The organism is Actinotalea ferrariae (assembly GCF_019733465.1).
GTDB classification, from domain to species: Bacteria; Actinomycetota; Actinomycetes; order Actinomycetales; family Cellulomonadaceae; genus Actinotalea; species Actinotalea ferrariae_A.
The window spans coordinates 1-17,139 of sequence record NZ_JACVQL010000069.1; the positions used below are offsets into that span (position 1 = coordinate 1).

Sequence of the window (17,139 nt, forward strand, 5' to 3'; positions counted from 1 at the left end):
GGGCCGTCGTCGGCCGCGGCCAGCAGCTCGGCGAGCAGGCCGACGACGCGCGCGGCGGGTTCGCGCAACCCCTGCCCGGGGTGTGCGCCGATGCCGAGCAGCCCGTCGAGGACGACGTCGGCGGCGAACGCCTCGGCGAGCGCGTCACCGAGCCACACGCGGTCCCCCGGCGCACCCTCCACCACCGCGACCACGCGCCCCCGCGCGGCGCGGAGCGCCGCCAGCCCGCCCTCGTGCACGGTCGCCGTCGTCGTCACCGCGCACACGCGCACGCCGTACCGGGCGAGCAGGGCGAGCGCGTGGAGCGCGTCCCCGCCGTTGCTCCCCGAGCCGACCAGGGCGACGACACCCGCGCCGGCCACCCGGCCGCGCTCGCGGCGCAGCTCGCTGCGCACCACGTGGCACAGCGCCGTCGCCGCATGGTGCATGAGGCCGCCGCCGAACCCGCGCTCCTGCGCCAGCAGCGGTGCCTCGGCGGCGCGGACGTCGGCCGCGCGGAACGCCTCGATCATGGGCTCATCCTCCTCCGGCGACGGGCCCGGCGCCTCCGCCGCCGGCGCACGCCCGGTGCGTAGACTCGGGACTCGATGACACCGAGCGCCGGCAGGACCTCGTCGGACCGCTCCGCGCGGCTCGCCCAGGAGGCGCGCGAGCGCATCCTGGTGCTCGACGGCGCCTGGGGGACCATGCTTCAGCGCGCGCATCTCGACGAGGCCGCGTTCCGGTTCGAGGGCGCCGACCCCGACCGCGCCTACGAGGGCAACTTCGACCTCCTCCAGCTGACCCGCCCCGAGCTGCTCGCGGACATCCACCGCGCCTACCTCGACGCCGGTGCCGACATCACGAGCACCAACACGTTCAACAGCAACGCCGTCTCGCAGGCGGACTACGGCACCGAACGCCTCGTGCCGGCCATGAACGAGGCCGCGGCGCGGATCGCGCGCGCGGCCGCGGACGAGGCCGAGGCGCGCGACGGCCGGCCCCGCTGGGTGGCGGGCGCCGTCGGGCCGACCAACCGCACCGCGTCGCTCTCGCCCGACGTCGAGCGGCCGGGCTTCCGGAACGTGACGTTCGACCAGCTCGCCGTCGCGTACGAGGAGCAGGTGGTCGCCCTGATCCGCGGCGGCGCGGACCTCGTCCTCGTCGAGACGGTCTTCGACACCCTGAACGCCAAAGCAGCCCTGTTCGCGTGCGAGGAGGCCTTCGCCGCGACGGGCCGGCGCCTGCCGATCATGCTCTCGGGGACCATCACCGACCAGAGCGGCCGCACCCTCTCGGGCCAGACGCCCGAGGCCTTCGCGATCAGCACCGAGCACGCCGACCTCTTCTCGGTCGGCCTCAACTGCGCGCTCGGCCCGGAGCCGCTGCACCCCTACCTCCGTGAGCTCGGCGAGGCGAGCACCGCGCTCGTCTCGACCCACCCGAACGCGGGCCTGCCGAACGCCTTCGGCGAGTACGAGGAGACGCCCGAGCAGATGGCTGAGGTGCTCGGCCGGTTCGCGCGCGAGGGCCTGCTCAACGTCGTCGGCGGCTGCTGCGGCACGACGCCGGAGCACATCCGCGCCTTCGCGGACGCCGTCGCGGGCGTGCCGCCCCGCGTGCCGCCGCCGCCGTCGCCCCACCTGCGTCTCTCGGGCCTCGAGCCGTTCGTCCTCACGCCCGAGACGAACTTCGTCAACGTGGGCGAGCGCACCAACATCACCGGCAGCCCGCGCTTCCAGAAGGCGGTCCTCGCAGGGGACGACGCCGCCATGGTCGCGATCGCGGCACAGCAGGTCGCGGGCGGCGCGCAGCTCGTCGACGTCAACGTGGACGACGGCATGCTCGACGGTCCCGAGACGATGGCGCGGTTCCTCGACCTGCTCGCGGTCGAGCCCGACATCGCGCGCGTGCCTGTGATGATCGACTCCTCCGACTGGACGGTCCTCGAGGCGGGGCTGCGGCGCGTGCAGGGCAAGGGCGTCGTCAACTCGCTCTCGCTCAAGGACGGCGAGGAGGCGTTCCTCGACCGCGCGCGCCGCGTGCGTCGCTACGGCGCCGCGGTCGTCGTCATGGCCTTCGACGAGCAGGGGCAGGCGGACACGCTCGAGCGGCGCACCGAGATCTGCGCACGCGCCTACCGCCTGCTCACCCAGGACGCGGGGCTGCCCCCGCAGGACGTGATCTTCGACCCCAACGTCCTCACGGTCGCGACCGGCATGAGCGAGCACGACCGGTACGCGCGCGACTTCATCGAGGCCGTGCGGTGGATCAAGGGCAACCTGCCCGGTGCGCTGACCAGCGGCGGCATCAGCAACGTCTCGTTCTCGTTCCGCGGCAACAACCACGTCCGCGAGGCGATGCACGCGGTGTTCCTCTCGCACGCGATCGCCGCCGGGCTGGACATGGGCATCGTCAACGCGGGGATGCTGACGGTCGAGAGCGAGATCGACCCCGTGCTCCGCGAGGCGGTCGAGGACGTGGTCCTCGCGCGCCGGCCGGACGCCACCGAGCGCCTGCTCGCGCTGGCCGAGACCTACAAGGCGGTCCGCAAGGACGCGCCCGAGCAGCAGGCCTGGCGCGAGCTGCCGGTCGGCGACCGCCTCGCGCACGCCCTGATCAACGGCATCGTCGAGCACGTCGTCGACGACGCCGAGGAGGCGTACCGCGAGCTCGGCTCACCGCTGCAGGTGATCGAGGGACCGCTGATGGCGGGCATGGACGTCGTCGGGGACCTGTTCGGGGCCGGGAAGATGTTCCTGCCCCAGGTCGTGAAGTCGGCACGCGTCATGAAGGCCGCCGTCGCGCACCTCACCCCCTACCTCGAGGCCGAGAAGGCGGCGCGCGAGGCCGCCGGCGAGATCGAGGCGCAGGGCAAGGACGGCAAGGGCACGGTCGTCATGGCCACGGTCAAGGGCGACGTGCACGACATCGGCAAGAACATCGTCGGCGTCGTCCTCGCCTGCAACGGTTACACGGTGCACGACCTGGGCGTCATGGTCCCGGCCGAGAAGATCCTCGCCGCGGCCGCCGAGCTGGGCGCGGACGTCATCGGCGCGTCCGGCCTCATCACCCCGAGCCTGCACGAGATGGTCGCCCTCGCCGCCGAGATGCGGCGCCAGGACCTGCGCACCCCCCTGCTCATCGGCGGCGCGACGACGAGCCGGGCTCACACCGCCGTCAAGATCGACCCGGCCTACCCGCACACCGTCGTGCACGTCGCCGACGCGTCGCGCGCCGTGGGCGTCGTCGCCGACCTGCTCGCCCGGCCGGACGAGATCGCCGCACGCGTCGCGGTCGAGTACGAGGCGCTGCGCGGACGGCACCGGGAGAAGGACCACGCCCTCGTCCCGCTCGAGGAGGCCCGGCGCCGAGCCACCCGGGTGACCCCGCCCAGCCCGCCCGCGCCCCGCGAGCCCGGCCGCCACGTCGTCCGGCCGACGATCGCCGAGCTCATCGAGGTCATCGACTGGACGCCCCTGTTCACGAGCTGGGAGCTCCGCGGCACCTACCCCCGCATCCTCGACGACCCCCGCCAGGGCGAGCAGGCCCGCTCGCTCTTCGCCGACGCGACCGCGCTGCTCGACCGGGTCGTCGCCGAGGGCCTCCTGCGCGCCGAGGGCGTCGTCGGCCTGTGGCCGGCCCGCCGCGTGGGCGACGACATCGAGGTGCACGACGTCCGCCCGCCCGCGGGCCCCGCCGCCCCCGTCGCCGTGCTGCACACGCTGCGCCAGCAGCGGGAGCGCGCCGGGGACCTCACCGCGCTGGCCGACTACGTGGCGCCCGCGGGCGACCACGTCGGCGGGTTCGCCGTCGCCATCCACGGCGCCGAGGAGCTCGCGGCGGGCTACGAGGCGGCGGGCGACGACTACACCGCGATCCTCGTCAAGGCGGTCGCCGACCGCCTCGCCGAGGCCTTCGCCGAGTGGCTCCACCGCGAGGTCCGCACGCGCCTATGGGGGTACACGCCGGACGAGGCCCTCGACGTGACCGACCTCGTGCGCGAGCGCTACGCGGGCATCCGGCCCGCGCCCGGCTACCCGGCGCAGCCCGACCACACCGAGAAGGCCACGCTGTTCGCGCTCCTGGGTGCGGACGAGGTCGGCCTCGAGCTGACGACGTCGTTCGCGATGACGCCGCCGTCGGCCGTCTCCGGCATCTACCTCGGGCACGCCGAGGCGAAGTACTTCGCGCTCGGGCGCATCGGCCGGGACCAGGTCGTCGACTACGCGGCGCGCAAGGGCTGGACGCTCGAGGAGGCCGAGCGCTGGCTCGCGCCGAACCTCGGCTACGACCCAGTCTGACCGTCTCGCGGTGCCTCGGGCACCATCCGTCGAATCGTTTAGATTGGGCGCATGCGATTCGGACACTTCATCCCCCAGGGCTGGCGCTTCGACCTCACCGGCATCGCGCCGGCAGACCAGTGGGCGGTGATGCGAGACCTCGTCCAGCGCGCCGACGAGGGCGCGGCCTGGGACTCCGTGTGGGTCTACGACCACTTCCACACGACGCCCGAGCCCAGCGAGGAGGCCACGCACGAGGCGTGGACGCTCATGGCGGCGTTCGCAGCGGCGTCGTCGCGCCTGCGCCTCGGCCAGATGTGCACGTGCATGGCGTACCGCAACCCCGCCTACCTCGCGAAGGTCGCGGCGACGGTCGACGTCGTCTCGGGCGGCCGGGTCGAGATGGGCATCGGCGCAGGCTGGTACGAGCACGAGTGGCGCGCGTACGGCTACGGCTTCCCGCGCGCGGGCGAGCGCATCGCGATGCTCGACGAGGGCGTGCAGATCATGAAGCAGGCGTGGGAGACGGGTGAGGCCACCCTGGACGGCAAGCACTACCAGGTCTCCGGCGCGCAGGTGTACCCGCAGCCCCTGCAGGAGGGCGGCATCCCGTTCTGGATCGCGGGCGGCGGCGAGAAGAAGACGCTGCGCATCGCCGCGAGGTACGCGCAGTACACGAACTTCGACGGCACGCCCGAGGGCTTCGCGCGCAAGTCCGCGATCCTCGAGGAGCACTGCCGCGACGTCGGCACCGACTTCGGCGCCATCACGCGCTCGGCCAACTACAACGTCGTCACCGGCCGCACCCAGGCCGACGTCGACGCGAAGCTCGACTGGGTCGCGGAGCACTACCGCGCGTCGCTGAGCCCCGAGAAGGCCGCCGAGGTCGACGCGTCGTTCCGCTCGGGCCCGCTCGTCGGCACGCCCGAGCAGGTCGTCGAGAAGCTCCGCGAGCTCGAGCGCCTCGGCATGACCTACGCGATCACGTACTTCGCCGACGCCGCCTACGACCGCTCGAGCATCGAGCTCTTCGAGTCCGAGGTGATCGCCGCCCTCCAGGGCTGACCCGCGCGGTCCCGCCTCCGCATCGAGGACGCACGCGTGGACGTGCGGCCTCGGTGCGGAGGTGAGACCTCGGTGCAGCGGCTCAGGCGGGGTCGCGCTCCGCGATCGCGACCGCGGACGCGATGCCGGCGTCGTGCGAGAGCGACAGGTGGAAGCGGTCGATCCCGAGCTCGGCGGCGCGCGCCGCGACGGTGCCGATGATCTCGACCTCGGGCGGACCGCCGAGCACGCGGCGCACGGTCGCGTCCTGCCAGCTCATGTTGCCCGGTGCGCCGAGCGCCTTGGCGATCGCCTCCTTGGCCGCGAACCGTGCCGCGAGCGACGACGCGGGCAGGTCGCGCTCCTCGGGCGTGAAGAGCTTCTCGCGCAGGCCGGGCGCCCGGTCGAGCGTCGCCATGAACCGGGCGACGTCGACCACGTCGATCCCGACGCCGACGATCACGCGCCGGCCCCGGCCGGGAGCCCGCCCGACGCGCTCACTCGACCGCGCTCACTCGACCGCGCTCACTCGACCGTGACGGACTTCGCCAGGTTGCGCGGCTGGTCGACGTCGAGCCCCTTCGCCGTGGCGAGCTCGAGCGCGAAGATCTGCAGCGGCACGACGGCGACCAGCGGCGCGAGCAGCGTCGGCGTGCGCGGCACGAAGAACGCCTCGTCCGCGAAGGGCAGCACGTCCGTGTCGCCCTCCTCCGCGATCACCAGCGTCCGCGCGCCACGCGCCCGGATCTCCTGGATGTTCGAGATCACCTTGCTGTGCAGCGAGTCCCGGCCGCGCGGCGACGGCACGATGATGAAGACCGGCTGGCCCTCCTCGATGAGCGCGATCGGCCCGTGCTTGAGCTCGCCGGCCGCGAAGCCCTCGGCATGGATGTACGCGAGCTCCTTGAGCTTGAGCGCACCCTCCATCGCGACGGGGTAGCCGACGTGGCGCCCGAGGAACAGCACCGACGACGCGTCGGCCATCGACCGCGCGACCTCGCGCACGCGCCCCGCGCCGTCGATCACGGCCTGGATCTTCTCGGGCAGCTCACGCAGCTCGTCGAGCGTCTGCGCGATCTCGTCGGGGAACTTGGTGCCGCGCAGCTGCGCGAGGTACAGGCCCAGCAGGTAGGCCGCGGTGATCTGCGCGAGGAACGCCTTGGTCGACGCGACCGCGACCTCGGGACCCGCGTGCGTGTAGAGGACGGCGTCGGACTCGCGCGGGATGGTCGACCCGTGCGTGTTGACGATGGCGAGCACCGTCGCCCCCTGCTCGCGCGCGTGCCGCACCGCCATGAGCGTGTCCATGGTCTCGCCGGACTGCGAGACCGCCACGACGAGCGTCTTGGAGTTGACGACCGGGTCGCGGTAGCGGAACTCGTGCGCCAGCTCGACCTCGACCGGGATCCGGCACCAGTGCTCGATCGCGTACTTGGCCACCTGGCCCGCGTAGGCCGCGGTGCCGCACGCGATGACGATGATCTTGTCGATCTGGCGCAGCACGGCCTCGTCGACGCGGACCTCGTCGAGCACGAGCCGGCCGGACGTGTCCGTGCGGCCCAGCAGGGTGTCGGCGACGGCGTGCGGCTGGTCGTGGATCTCCTTGTCCATGAACGACGCGAAGCCGCCCTTTTCGGCGGCCGCGGCGTCCCAGTCCACCGTGAACCGCCGGGGCTCCACGTGCGCGCCGTCGAAGTCGACCACCGACACGTCGTCGGGCGTGATCGTCACGACCTGGTCCTGGCCGAGCTCCATCGCCTCACGCGTGTGGGCGATGAAGGCGGCGACGTCGGAGCCGAGGAAGTTCTCGCCCTCGCCGAGCCCGACCACGAGCGGCGAGTCGTGCCGGGTCCCGACGACGACGTCGGGGGCGTCGGCGTGGACGGCCAGCAGCGTGAACGTGCCGTGCAGGCGCTTCGCGACCGACCGCATGGCACCGGTCAGGTCGCCGACCTCCTCGAACGCGCCCCCCAGGAGGTGGGCGACGACCTCGGTGTCCGTCTCGCTCGTCATCCGCGTGCCGGCCGCCTCGAGCTCGGCCCGCAGCGTGGCGAAGTTCTCGATGATGCCGTTGTGGATGACGGCGATCCGGCCGTCCGCCGAGACGTGCGGGTGCGCGTTCACGTCGTTCGGCGCGCCGTGGGTCGCCCAGCGCGTGTGGCCGATGCCCGCCGTCGCTGGCGGCATGGGGTGCGCCTCGAGCTGCTCGGTGAGGTTCACGAGCTTGCCGGCCTTCTTGGCGGTCGCGAGGCCGTCGTCGGTGACCAGTGCGACGCCGGCCGAGTCGTAGCCCCGGTACTCGAGCCGCGCGAGGCCGCCCATCACGACGTCGAGCGCGCGCCCGTTCGCCTGCTGCGCTCCGACGTATCCCACGATTCCGCACATGGGCGAGAGTCTAGGTGCTGCGCCCCGCCCGGCCGGGGCAGGGGCTCGACGCGCCGCTGTGACGTCCGGCGCCTGCGGCGTGCGCCGCGGACGGGCAGAATGCGCGCGTGGCAGAACCAGCGCTGGCCCCGTCGACGCCCTACGTGGAGCTCGACCGTGAGGCGTGGAGCCGCCTGTCGGCCTCGACCCCCCTGCCCCTGACCGACGAGGACGTCGCGCGCCTGCGTGGCCTCGGCGACCCGATCGACCTGGCCGAGGTCGACGTCGTCTACCGGCCGCTCTCGCGCCTGCTCGCGCTCTACGTCAACGCCACGACGGCGCTGCACGCGGCGTCGTCGACCTTCCTGCGCGAGGCCCCCGCGCGCACGCCCTACGTCATCGGCGTCGCCGGGTCCGTCGCGGTCGGCAAGTCGACCACCGCGCGCGTGCTGCGCGAGCTCATGGCGCGCTGGCCCGAGACCCCCCGCGTCGAGCTCGTGACGACCGACGGGTTCCTGCACCCCAACCGCGAGCTCGAGCGCCGCGGCCTGATGGAGCGCAAGGGCTTCCCCGAGTCCTACGACCGCCGCGCCCTCCTGCGCTTCATCGCGGCCGTCAAGGCGGGCCGGTCCGAGGTGCGGGCGCCGGTCTACTCCCACCTGTCCTACGACATCGTCCCGGACGAGCACGTCGTCGTCCGACGGCCCGACGTCCTCATCGTCGAGGGGCTCAACGTGCTGCAGCCCGCGCGGGCCACGGCCGCGGGGGGCACGAGCATCGCCGTGAGCGACTTCTTCGACTTCTCGATCTACGTCGACGCACGGACCTCCGACGTCCGGCAGTGGTACGTCGACCGCTTCCTTCGGCTGCGCCAGACGGCGTTCGCCCGCCCCGAGTCGTTCTTCCACCGCTTCGCGTCGCTCACCGACGAGGAGGCCGTCGCGCGCGCCGAGCAGATCTGGGACTCGATCAACGCCCCCAACCTCGAGCAGAACATCCTGCCGACGCGCGGCCGCGCGACGCTCGTGCTGCGCAAGGGGGCCGACCACTCGGTCGAGCGGGTCCGGCTGCGCAAGCTGTGAGCAAGCGCGGAGACCTCGGCCCCGCCGGTCGGACGGACCGAGCCGTCACTCCGAGGACGCGGTGACCGGCTGCGCCGGCTCTGCCTGGTCCGGAGCGGTCACCCGACGTCGCCCCCGGCGGCCCCGCAGCAGGACGAAGCGCTTGATCAGGGGGTCGATCGCGAGCCCGAGCAGGATGCCGCCGACCACGCCGACGACGACCCCGAGCAGCGGCTGGTCCTTGAGGACGTGGCCGGCGCCGATCCCCAGCATCACCGAGTACAGCGCCCAGGTGACCGCCGCGATCGCCGCGAGGATCGAGAAGCGCACGCGGTTGAACCCGACGGCACCCGCCGTCATGTTGACCGCGACGCGGCCGATCGGCACGTACCGCGCCGCGATGATGAAGGCGGCGCCGCGCTCGGCAAGCGCTCGCTCGGCCCACCCGACGGCGCGCTGCGCGGCCGCCCCGCGCATGAAGCGCAGGTTCCGCACGGGTACCCGGCGTCCGATCGAGTAGGCGATCTGGTCACCGGTGAACGCGCCGGCGGCGCCCACGGCCCCGACGATCCAGAGGTTCGGCTCGCCCGTGCTGACCGAGAGCGAGGCGAGCGCGATGACGATCGACTCGCTCGGGATCGGCGGGAAGAAGCCGTCGATCGTCGCGACGGTGTACAGGGCGAGGAAGACGAGCGGCGACCCGACGAGCGCGAACACCCACTCGGTGATCGCTGTCAGCAGGTCGGCCACGCGAAGGTCCCCGTCTCTCGTCGCCCTCGCGGGCCGTGCGGCGGCACGTGGTCCGTGCTCGTGCGTGCTCGTGCGTGCTCGTGCTTACCCGTGCGATCTCGCCCGTGTCGTCACGCTAGAGCCACGGACGGGCCGGGCGGAATGGGTGATCACCCTGACCGGCCCCCGGTCACCCGGTCGGGCGGCCCGGACGGTGCCGTCGCCCCCTCCAGGTCCCGGCACCGTCCGACCGTCCGGCCGTGCACGACGATCCTCCCGCCCGGCCGACGCCGGCGTCGTCCGCCTCCCGGATGATCCACGCCCCCCTCCTAGGGATGAGGTCGTGGACCCGGGCTCGCACCTCAGGGCAGCGTGAAACCCAGCTCGCATGCCGCCTCGTGCGGCGTCGCCGCCGCCCAGCGCGCCGCCTCCGCGGCCGAGCACAGCGACCGCATCTCGGCCGAGTCGACGTACAGGCGCCCCGCGAGGTGGTCCGTCTCGTGCTGCACGATCCGGGCGGGCCAGCCCGTGAGCACCTCGTCGACCTGGGCGCCGTCCGCGTCGAGCGCCCGCAGCCGCACGCTGCGCCAGCGCGCGGTGACCGCCTGCCAGCCGTGCACGCTGAGGCAGCCCTCGTAGAAGGCGACGCGCTCGTCGCCCACCGGCTCGTACGCGGGGTTGACGAGCACACGGAAGGGGACCGGACGCCGCTCGCGCGCTGCGGCCGCCTCGTCGTCGACGGGCCACTCGTCCTGCACGACGGCGATCGCGACGCCGAGCCCGACCTGCGGGGCGGCGAGCCCGACCCCGGGCGCGGCGAGCATCGTCACGCGCATCGCCTCGAGGAGGCGGGCCAGGAGTCGCTCGCCGAGCTGCCCCTCGTAGGGCGCCGCCGGCCGCCGGAGCACCGGGTGCCCGGCCTGGACGATCGGCAGCGGGAGCGGACCGTCGAGCAGACGCTCGACCTCGTCGCGGAGGCCGCCGACGTCAGCCGTGGTCACAGCGCCAGACGCTCCCGCACGACGTCGGCCAGCCGCTGCGCGACCCTGTCCGCGTGGTCCTGGTCGGCCGCCTCCACCATGACGCGCACCACGGGCTCCGTCCCCGAGGGGCGCAGCAGCACCCGGCCCGACGAGCCGAGCTCACGCTCGGCCTCGCCGACGGCCGAGAGCACGCCCTCGTCCGAGCCGGCCCGCGTGCGGTCCACGCCCTTGACGTTGAGGAGCACCTGGGGCAGCCGCGGCACCGACGACGCGAGGTCCGCGAGGGACCGTCCCGTGCCGGCGACGCGCGCCGCGAGCTGCAGCGCGGTCAGCGTGCCGTCGCCCGTGGTCGCGTGCGCCGCCATGATGAGGTGGCCCGACTGCTCGCCGCCGAGGCTGAAGGCACCCTTGCGCATCGCCTCGAGCACGTACCGGTCGCCGACGCCCGTCTGGACCGTGGTGATCCCGGCCTCGCCCATCGCGAGCTGGAGCCCGAGGTTGCTCATGACCGTGATGACGAGCGTGTCCTGCGCGAGCTCGCCGCGCTCGCGCAGCGCCACGGCGAGGATGCCCATGATCTGGTCGCCGTCGACGAGCGCGCCCGTGTGGTCGACCGCGAGGCAGCGGTCGGCGTCGCCGTCGAACGCGACACCCAGGTCCGCACCCGCTGCCACGACGGCCGCCTGCAGCTGCTCGGGGTGCGTCGAGCCGCACTTCTCGTTGATGTTGCGCCCGTCGGGCGACGCGTTGATGACGACGACGTCCGCGCCCGCCGCGCGCAGGGCGGCCGGCCCGACCTCGCTGGCGGCGCCGTTGGCGCAGTCCACCGCGATGCGCAGCCCGGTGAGGGAGTCGGCACCGCCGGGCAGCGTCGAGACGAGGTGGTCGACGTAGAGGCTGCCGGACGCGCCGTCCATGGTGATCCGACCGACGGCCGCGCCCACGGGGCGCTCCCAGTCCTCACGCATGCGGGCCTCGATCGCGTCCTCGACGTCGTCCGGCAGCTTCTGGCCGCCGCGCGCGAAGAACTTGATCCCGTTGTCCGGCATCGGGTTGTGCGACGCCGAGAGCATCACGCCCAGGTCGACGCCGAGCGCCCCGGTCAGGTGCGCGACGGCCGGGGTGGGCAGCACCCCGACGTTGACGACGTCGACGCCCGCGCTCGCGAGGCCCGCGGCGACGGCCGCGGACAGGAACTCGCCCGAGGCGCGGGGGTCCCGGCCGATGACGGCCCGCGGGCGGTGCCCCTCGAAGGCGCCGGTCGAGCCCAGCACGTGCGCCGCCGCGACGGAGACGTCGAGCGCGAGCTCGGCGGTGACGTCACGGTTGGCCACGCCACGCACACCGTCGGTACCGAACAACCGACCCATGAGACCTCCTCGTCGAGCACCGACTGTTCCACACCGGCCCACGACGGGGTCCGGTGGCCGTGACGACCGACGGCCCCGATGGTGACCATCGGGGCCGTCGGTGGAACGGTCTGTCAGCGCTTGGAGTACTGGGGCGCCTTGCGGGCCTTCTTGAGCCCGGCCTTCTTGCGCTCGACCACACGGGCGTCGCGCGTGAGGAAGCCGGCCTTCTTGAGCGCCGGGCGGTTGTGCTCCGCGTCGATCTCGTTGAGCGCGCGGGCGATGCCGAGCCGCAGGGCGCCGGCCTGGCCGCTCACGCCGCCGCCGACGATGCGCGCGACGACGTCGAAGCGACCCTCGACGTCGACCAGCTTGAGCGGGCTGTTCACCAGCTGCTGGTGCACCTTGTTCGGGAAGTAGTCCTCGAGCGTGCGCCCGTTGATCTTCCACTGGCCCGTGCCGGGGACGAGGCGGACGCGGGCGACGGCCTCCTTGCGGCGGCCGAGGGCCTGGCCGGGAGCCGTGAGGCTCTGGCCGCGACCGGTGGGCGCGGACGTCTCGGAGGTGTAGCTGCTGGGCGTCTCGTCGCCCTCGATCTCGATGTCGACAGTGGTGTCGGCCACGGGTGTGTCCTCAGTTCCTGTGTGCGTCGTCGACAGCGGCCTCAGGCCTGCTGCGCGACCTGGGTGATCTCGAAGGGCTTCGGCTGCTGCGCCGAGTGCGGGTGCTCGGGGCCGGCGTAGACCTTGAGCTTGCTCATCTGCGCCCGGGAGAGCGACGTCTTCGGCAGCATGCCGCGGACGGCCTTCTCGACGGCGCGCTCGGGCTTCTTCGCCAGCAGCTCGCTGTACGGGACGGCCCGCAGACCGCCCGGGTAGCCGGAGTGGCGGTAGGCGAGCTTCTGCTCGCGCTTGTTGCCGGTCAGGGCGACCTTGTCGGCGTTGATGACGATGACGAAGTCACCGCCGTCGACGTGCGGCGCGAACGTGGCCTTGTGCTTCCCGCGGAGCAGGACGGCGACCTGGGACGCCAGGCGGCCGAGGACGACGTCGGTCGCGTCGATGACGTGCCAGGTCCGCTCGACGTCGCCGGGCTTCGGGGTGTACGTGCGCACGGTCGTAGCCTTCGTTTCCTGTAGCTGAATGAGGTGCATCGCGCCCGGACGTCTCCCGCCCGGGCACCGATGGTGGTCGTCGGCGACCACCAGGGCGCCTGGCGGGGACGCGACCGGGATGATCACCGGTCCACACACCTGCCTGGGCGCGCCACACGGGACGCACAACGACATCCCAGAGTACCCGCCGCGCGCCGCGCGGGCAAAACCGCCGGTCGGGGGCCTGCGGGCAGGTCACGCCTCGTGCAGAGCCGCGCCCGCCGCGCGCACGACGCGTGCCGTGAGGTCCGCGAGCACGGGCGCGTCCAGGCGCCAGTGCTGCCAGTGCAGCGGCACGTCGAGGTGGCGCCCGGGCACGAGCTCGACGAGCCCGCCCTCGCGCAGCGCGGCGTGCGCCGCGACGTCGGGCACCATGCCCCAGCCCAGGCCCGCGGCGACCAGCCCCACGAACGCCGCGTTGGACGGGACGAGGTGCTCGGGCGGCGCGACCCGGCGGCCGACGACGTCCCGGACGAAGCGCGCCTGCAGCGTGTCCTTGCGGTTGAACGCCAGCAGCGGCGCCTCGGCGAGGCCGTCCGCGACGGGCCGGCCCGCGAGCCACCGCTCGACGAACGCCGGGGCGGCCACCGCCAGGTAGCGCATGGACCCCAGCGGGACGGACCGGCAGCCCTGCACCGGGCGCCCGTCGGCCGTCACCGCGGCCATCACGTCGCCGTCGCGCAGCATCCCGAGCGAGTGGTCCTGGTCCTCGCGCCGCAGGTCGACGACGACGCCGTCGGGCAGCTCCGCGAGCGCCGCCGGGAACCACGTGGACAGCGAGTCGGCGTTCACGGCGACCGCGAGCGTGACGGCGCCCGCGCGACCCGGCTCGACCGCACGCAGCGCCTCCTTCTCGAGCAGGGCCATCTGCCCCGCGAGCCGGACGAGCACCTGACCGGCCGCCGTGGCGCGGCACGGCCGCGAGCGCCGCACGAGCACCTGGCCCGCGCGCTGCTCGAGCGCCTTGACGCGCTGGCTCACGGCCGACGGCGTCACGTGCAGCGCGCGGGCGGCCGCGTCGAAGCTGCCGAGCTCCGTCACGGCGGCGAGCGCGGCGAGCTGCGCGGGGTCGAGCCTCATGGGCACACATTAAGCGCTGCTGATGGTGCTGAAGGAACCTGCGCTGTGCTTCAGAGCGGCGGGCGCCTACCGTCGACGCCGTGGACATGCTCACCGGCCTCGTGACCGGCCTCTCCCTCATCGTGGCGATCGGCGCCCAGAACGCCTTCGTGCTGCGCCAGGGCATCCGGCGCGAGCACGTCCTCACGGTCGTCGCGGTGTGCGCGACCGCCGACGCGCTGCTCGTCTCGGCGGGCGTGGCCGGGCTGGGCGCGCTGGTCACCGAGCAGCCCGTCGCCCTGGCGGTGGCGCGCTACGGCGGCGCCGCGTTCCTCCTCGTGCTCGCCGTCCAGGCGGCGCTGCGCGCGCGGCACCCCGAGCGGCTCGACCCGTCCACCGCGGCACCCGCGGGGCACCGCGGCGTGCTGCTCACGGCGCTCGCCCTGACGTTCCTCAACCCGCACGTGTACCTCGACACGGTGGTGCTCCTCGGCTCGGTGGCGAACCAGCACGGCCCGACGGGCCGGTGGCACTTCGCCGCGGGCGCGGCGGTCGGCAGCGTCCTGTGGTTCACCGCCCTGGGCTTCGGGGCCCGCCGGCTCCGCCCGCTGTTCGCGCGGCCCCGGGCGTGGCAGGTGCTCGACGTCGTCGTCGCGGTCGTCATGGTGGTGGTCGCCGTCGGGCTGGTGGTCTGACGCCGTGACCCCCGGGTCCGGCGCCACGCCCGCCGGGTGTCAGCGCGCGCGGCGCACGCGGCCCGCGTCCCACACCGGCTGCTGCGACTCGACGACCTCGCCGTCCGCCCCGAAGACGAGGAAGCGGTCGAACCCGCGCGCGAACCAGCGGTCGTGCGTCACCGCGACGACCGTGCCCTCGAACGCCGCGAGCCCGCGCTCGAGCGCCTCGGCCGAGTGCAGGTCGAGGTTGTCGGTGGGCTCGTCGAGGAGCAGGAGCGTCGCGCCGCCGAGCTCGAGCAGCAGGATCTGGAACCGCGCCTGCTGGCCGCCCGAGAGCGTGCCGTAGCGCTGCTCGGCCGCCGCGACCAGCTCGTAGCGGTCCAGCGCCTTGCTCGCCGGCTCGCGACCCATGCCCATCCGGCTGCCCTCGCCCCGGTGCAGGATCTCGAGCAGCGTGCGGTCGGCCAGCTCGGGGTGCATGTCGTTCTGGGCGAACCAGCCCGGGCGCACGCGCGAGCCGAGCGTGACGCGCCCGGTGTGCGCGACCGGCGCGGGTCCGCCCGGCGCGCGGCCGCCGTCGTGCACCGGTGCGTGCTCCCGGTCGGGGTCCGTGCCGCCCGCGGCGAGCAGGCGCAGGAAGTGCGACTTGCCCGAGCCGTTCGAGCCCAGCACGGCGACGCGCTCGCCGAACCACACCTCGAGGTCGAAGGGGCGCATGAGCCCGGTCAGCTCGAGCTGCTCGGCGACGACGGCCCGCTTCGCGGTCCGGCCGCCGACGAGCCGCACCCGCACGTCCTGGTCGCGCGCGAGGAGCGGCGGCGGCCCGGCCTCCTCGAACTTGCGCAGGCGGGTCTGGGCCGCCTGGTAGCGCGAGGCCAGGCCGTCGTTGAACGCCGCCTTGGTCTTGAGCGTGTGTACGAGCTCGCGCAGCTTCGTGCGCTCCTCCTCCCAGCGCCGCGTCAGCTCCTCGGCGCGCGCCACGCGGTCGGCGCGCGCCTGGCCGAACGTGGCGAAGCCGCCCCCGTGCACCCACACCGTCGAGCCCGCCACCGACGGCTCGAGGCTCGCGACCTGCGTCGCGGTCCTCGACAGCAGCTCACGGTCGTGGCTCACGAAGAGCACGGTCTTGCCGGAGGCCGCGAGCGCCTCCTCGAGCCAGCGCTTCGTCGGCACGTCGAGGTAGTTGTCCGGCTCGTCGAGGAGGAGCACCTCGTCCTGGCCGCGCAGCAGCGCCTCGAGCACGAGCCGCTTCTGCTCGCCGCCCGAGAGCGAGCGCACCTCGCGGTGCTGCGCCCGTTCGAAGGGCACCGAGAGGACGGCGTCCGTCACGCGGTCCCAGCTCACCTCGGCGTCGTACCCGCCGACGTCGGCCCAGTCAGCGAGCGCCTGCGCGTAGCGCATCTGGGCCGGGGTGTCGTCGACCTCCATGATCGCCAGCTCGGCGGCCGCGAGCTCGACGGCGGCGTCCCGCACCGCGGGCGCGGCGAGCGCGGCCAGGAGGTCGCGCACCGAGCGGTCGTCGGCGATGCGGCCCACGTGCTGGCGCATGACACCCAGACCGCCGCTGCGGGACACCGTGCCCGCGTGCGGCGGCTCGTCCCCCGCCGCGATGCGGAGCAGGGTCGTCTTGCCCGCGCCGTTGGGGCCGACGAGCGCCACGCGCGCGCCCTCGCCCACCCGCAGGTCGACACCCGCGAGGAGCGGCCTGCCGTCGGGCAGCACGTACCCGATGCCGCTGAGGTCCAGATGTCCCATGCCGACAGTCTCCCGTGCCGACGGTCTTCCGCGGGTCCGTCGCGCGGGGTCGGGCGCGGACCCATCGGATGCGGGCGGTCCGGCCCGGTGACACGGTAGGGGCATGAGCACGTACGGCGACACCAGCGCGACCATGCCCGACCCGGAGTCCGCGGCCGAGGGCGACACCAACCAGCTGCAGCAGGACGACACGCTGCTCGACCGGGGTGTCGACAGCATCCTCGACGAGGGCTACTCGCCGCCCGAGCGGCAGCCCGCCCACCACCGCCTCGAGACCGAGCTCGAGCAGCTCGAGGGGGAGTCGATGGACGAGCGCCTCGCGCAGGAGGTGCCCGACGTCTGGGAGACCCAGGACGAGCCCTCGTCCTCGTCCGACGAGCCGGACCGCGCGGGTCGCCTCGCGGCGGCGGAGTCGGAGGCCTCCGGCGCGCCTGCCGAGAGCGTCATCGCCCAGGACGTCGGCATCGCGGGCAGCGCGGCGACCGCCGAGGAGGCCGCGGTGCACGTCATCGACGAGGAGGTCGACGCCCGCGGCGCGTCCGCGGACGACGGTGAGACGCCTCCCGCCGGGCCGGTCACCACCGAGCGGATCGAGTAGCGGGCGGCCGGGCCGGCCGCCTGACCGGCGGGTCGGGCCGTCGCCCCGGCGCGGCCCGGCGAACCGGTCGCGCGGTCAGTGCGGCGGTCCGGACGCCGACGATGC

15 protein-coding genes are annotated in these 17,139 nt (G+C 74.1%); 5 read left to right on the forward strand and 10 right to left on the reverse strand.

All coding sequences use genetic code 11. The features are described 5' to 3' along the window. Positions 1-512 (reverse strand): NAD(P)H-hydrate epimerase (locus ICW40_RS06110; protein ID WP_221652947.1); only part of this gene is annotated, 512 nt, incomplete at its 3' end. A 75-nt stretch (positions 513-587) separates the two neighbouring features. On the opposite strand from ICW40_RS06110, the gene metH reads away from it, so the two are divergent. Both metH and ICW40_RS06120 read left to right on the forward strand, forming a co-directional pair. Further along, the gene (gene metH / locus ICW40_RS06115) at positions 588-4,283 is read left to right on the forward strand and encodes a methionine synthase (RefSeq protein WP_221652948.1); all 3,696 of its coding nucleotides are present in this window, start codon (positions 588-590) and stop codon (positions 4,281-4,283) included. 51 nt (positions 4,284-4,334) lie between these two features. Continuing rightward, positions 4,335-5,327, forward strand: a complete 993-nt coding sequence (locus ICW40_RS06120) for an LLM class F420-dependent oxidoreductase (protein ID WP_221652949.1) — start codon at positions 4,335-4,337, stop codon at positions 5,325-5,327. Between the two features lie 82 nt (positions 5,328-5,409). Here the strand turns inward: ICW40_RS06120 and ICW40_RS06125 are convergent, their stop codons facing one another. Together ICW40_RS06125 and glmS are read right to left on the reverse strand one after the other, a co-directional pair. After that, positions 5,410-5,769: a holo-ACP synthase gene (locus tag ICW40_RS06125; protein WP_221652950.1), complete on the reverse strand. Its 360-nt coding sequence runs from the start codon at positions 5,767-5,769 to the stop codon at positions 5,410-5,412. Positions 5,770-5,831: 62 nt separating this feature from the next. Next, entirely contained in the window at positions 5,832-7,691 is a 1,860-nt protein-coding gene (gene glmS / locus ICW40_RS06130) for a glutamine--fructose-6-phosphate transaminase (isomerizing) (protein WP_221652951.1), read from the reverse strand. A 107-nt stretch (positions 7,692-7,798) separates the two neighbouring features. Between glmS and coaA the strand changes: the two genes are divergently transcribed. After that, positions 7,799-8,752: a type I pantothenate kinase gene (coaA, locus tag ICW40_RS06135; RefSeq protein WP_221652952.1), complete on the forward strand. Its 954-nt coding sequence runs from the start codon at positions 7,799-7,801 to the stop codon at positions 8,750-8,752. Between the two features lie 45 nt (positions 8,753-8,797). On the opposite strand, the gene ICW40_RS06140 is transcribed toward coaA, so the two are convergent. The 6 genes from ICW40_RS06140 to ICW40_RS06165 form a co-directional block, all read right to left on the reverse strand. Then, positions 8,798-9,481: a DedA family protein gene (locus ICW40_RS06140; RefSeq protein ID WP_308121657.1), complete on the reverse strand. Its 684-nt coding sequence runs from the start codon at positions 9,479-9,481 to the stop codon at positions 8,798-8,800. A 341-nt stretch (positions 9,482-9,822) separates the two neighbouring features. Continuing rightward, a complete protein-coding gene (locus ICW40_RS06145) occupies positions 9,823-10,461 on the reverse strand; it encodes a peptide deformylase (protein WP_221652953.1) in 639 nt (212 codons plus the stop codon). Beyond that, complete coding sequence (glmM, locus tag ICW40_RS06150; protein ID WP_221652954.1) at positions 10,458-11,813, reverse strand: phosphoglucosamine mutase; 1,356 nt, start codon at positions 11,811-11,813, stop codon at positions 10,458-10,460. Before glmM ends, ICW40_RS06145 begins: the two co-directional genes overlap by 4 nt. A 113-nt stretch (positions 11,814-11,926) precedes the next feature. Beyond that, complete coding sequence (rpsI, locus tag ICW40_RS06155; RefSeq protein WP_221652955.1) at positions 11,927-12,415, reverse strand: 30S ribosomal protein S9; 489 nt, start codon at positions 12,413-12,415, stop codon at positions 11,927-11,929. Positions 12,416-12,456: 41 nt separating this feature from the next. Then, positions 12,457-12,906 carry a 50S ribosomal protein L13 gene (gene rplM, locus ICW40_RS06160; RefSeq protein ID WP_221652956.1) on the reverse strand — a complete coding sequence of 150 codons (450 nt, stop codon included), beginning with the start codon at positions 12,904-12,906 and terminating at the stop codon, positions 12,457-12,459. A 234-nt stretch (positions 12,907-13,140) separates the two neighbouring features. Next, positions 13,141-14,025 (reverse strand): LysR family transcriptional regulator ArgP, encoded by an 885-nt coding sequence (locus tag ICW40_RS06165; protein ID WP_221652957.1) that lies wholly within the window; start codon positions 14,023-14,025, stop codon positions 13,141-13,143. An 86-nt stretch (positions 14,026-14,111) separates the two neighbouring features. Between ICW40_RS06165 and ICW40_RS06170 the strand changes: the two genes are divergently transcribed. Beyond that, positions 14,112-14,699 carry a LysE/ArgO family amino acid transporter gene (locus ICW40_RS06170; protein WP_221652960.1) on the forward strand — a complete coding sequence of 196 codons (588 nt, stop codon included), beginning with the start codon at positions 14,112-14,114 and terminating at the stop codon, positions 14,697-14,699. Between the two features lie 39 nt (positions 14,700-14,738). Here the strand turns inward: ICW40_RS06170 and ICW40_RS06175 are convergent, their stop codons facing one another. After that, entirely contained in the window at positions 14,739-16,436 is a 1,698-nt protein-coding gene (locus tag ICW40_RS06175; protein ID WP_221652958.1) for an ABC-F family ATP-binding cassette domain-containing protein, read from the reverse strand. A gap of 103 nt (positions 16,437-16,539) precedes the next feature. Here ICW40_RS06175 and ICW40_RS06180 point away from each other — a divergent pair, with 103 nt between their 5' ends. Next, positions 16,540-17,034, forward strand: coding sequence for a DUF5709 domain-containing protein (locus ICW40_RS06180; RefSeq protein ID WP_308121658.1), 495 nt, complete (start codon positions 16,540-16,542; stop codon positions 17,032-17,034). The last annotated feature ends 105 nt before the right edge of the window (positions 17,035-17,139 follow it).

Coding starts and splice junctions, on each gene's coding strand:
- metH (WP_221652948.1), top strand. CDS start 588: ATGACACCGAGCGCCGGCAGGACCTCGTCGGACCGCTCCGCGCGGCTC.
- ICW40_RS06120 (WP_221652949.1), top strand. CDS start 4,335: ATGCGATTCGGACACTTCATCCCCCAGGGCTGGCGCTTCGACCTCACC.
- glmS (WP_221652951.1), bottom strand. CDS start 7,691: ATGTGCGGAATCGTGGGATACGTCGGAGCGCAGCAGGCGAACGGGCGC.
- glmM (WP_221652954.1), bottom strand. CDS start 11,813: ATGGGTCGGTTGTTCGGTACCGACGGTGTGCGTGGCGTGGCCAACCGT.
- ICW40_RS06165 (WP_221652957.1), bottom strand. CDS start 14,025: ATGAGGCTCGACCCCGCGCAGCTCGCCGCGCTCGCCGCCGTGACGGAG.
- ICW40_RS06170 (WP_221652960.1), top strand. CDS start 14,112: ATGCTCACCGGCCTCGTGACCGGCCTCTCCCTCATCGTGGCGATCGGC.
- ICW40_RS06175 (WP_221652958.1), bottom strand. CDS start 16,436: ATGGGACATCTGGACCTCAGCGGCATCGGGTACGTGCTGCCCGACGGC.
- ICW40_RS06180 (WP_308121658.1), top strand. CDS start 16,540: ATGAGCACGTACGGCGACACCAGCGCGACCATGCCCGACCCGGAGTCC.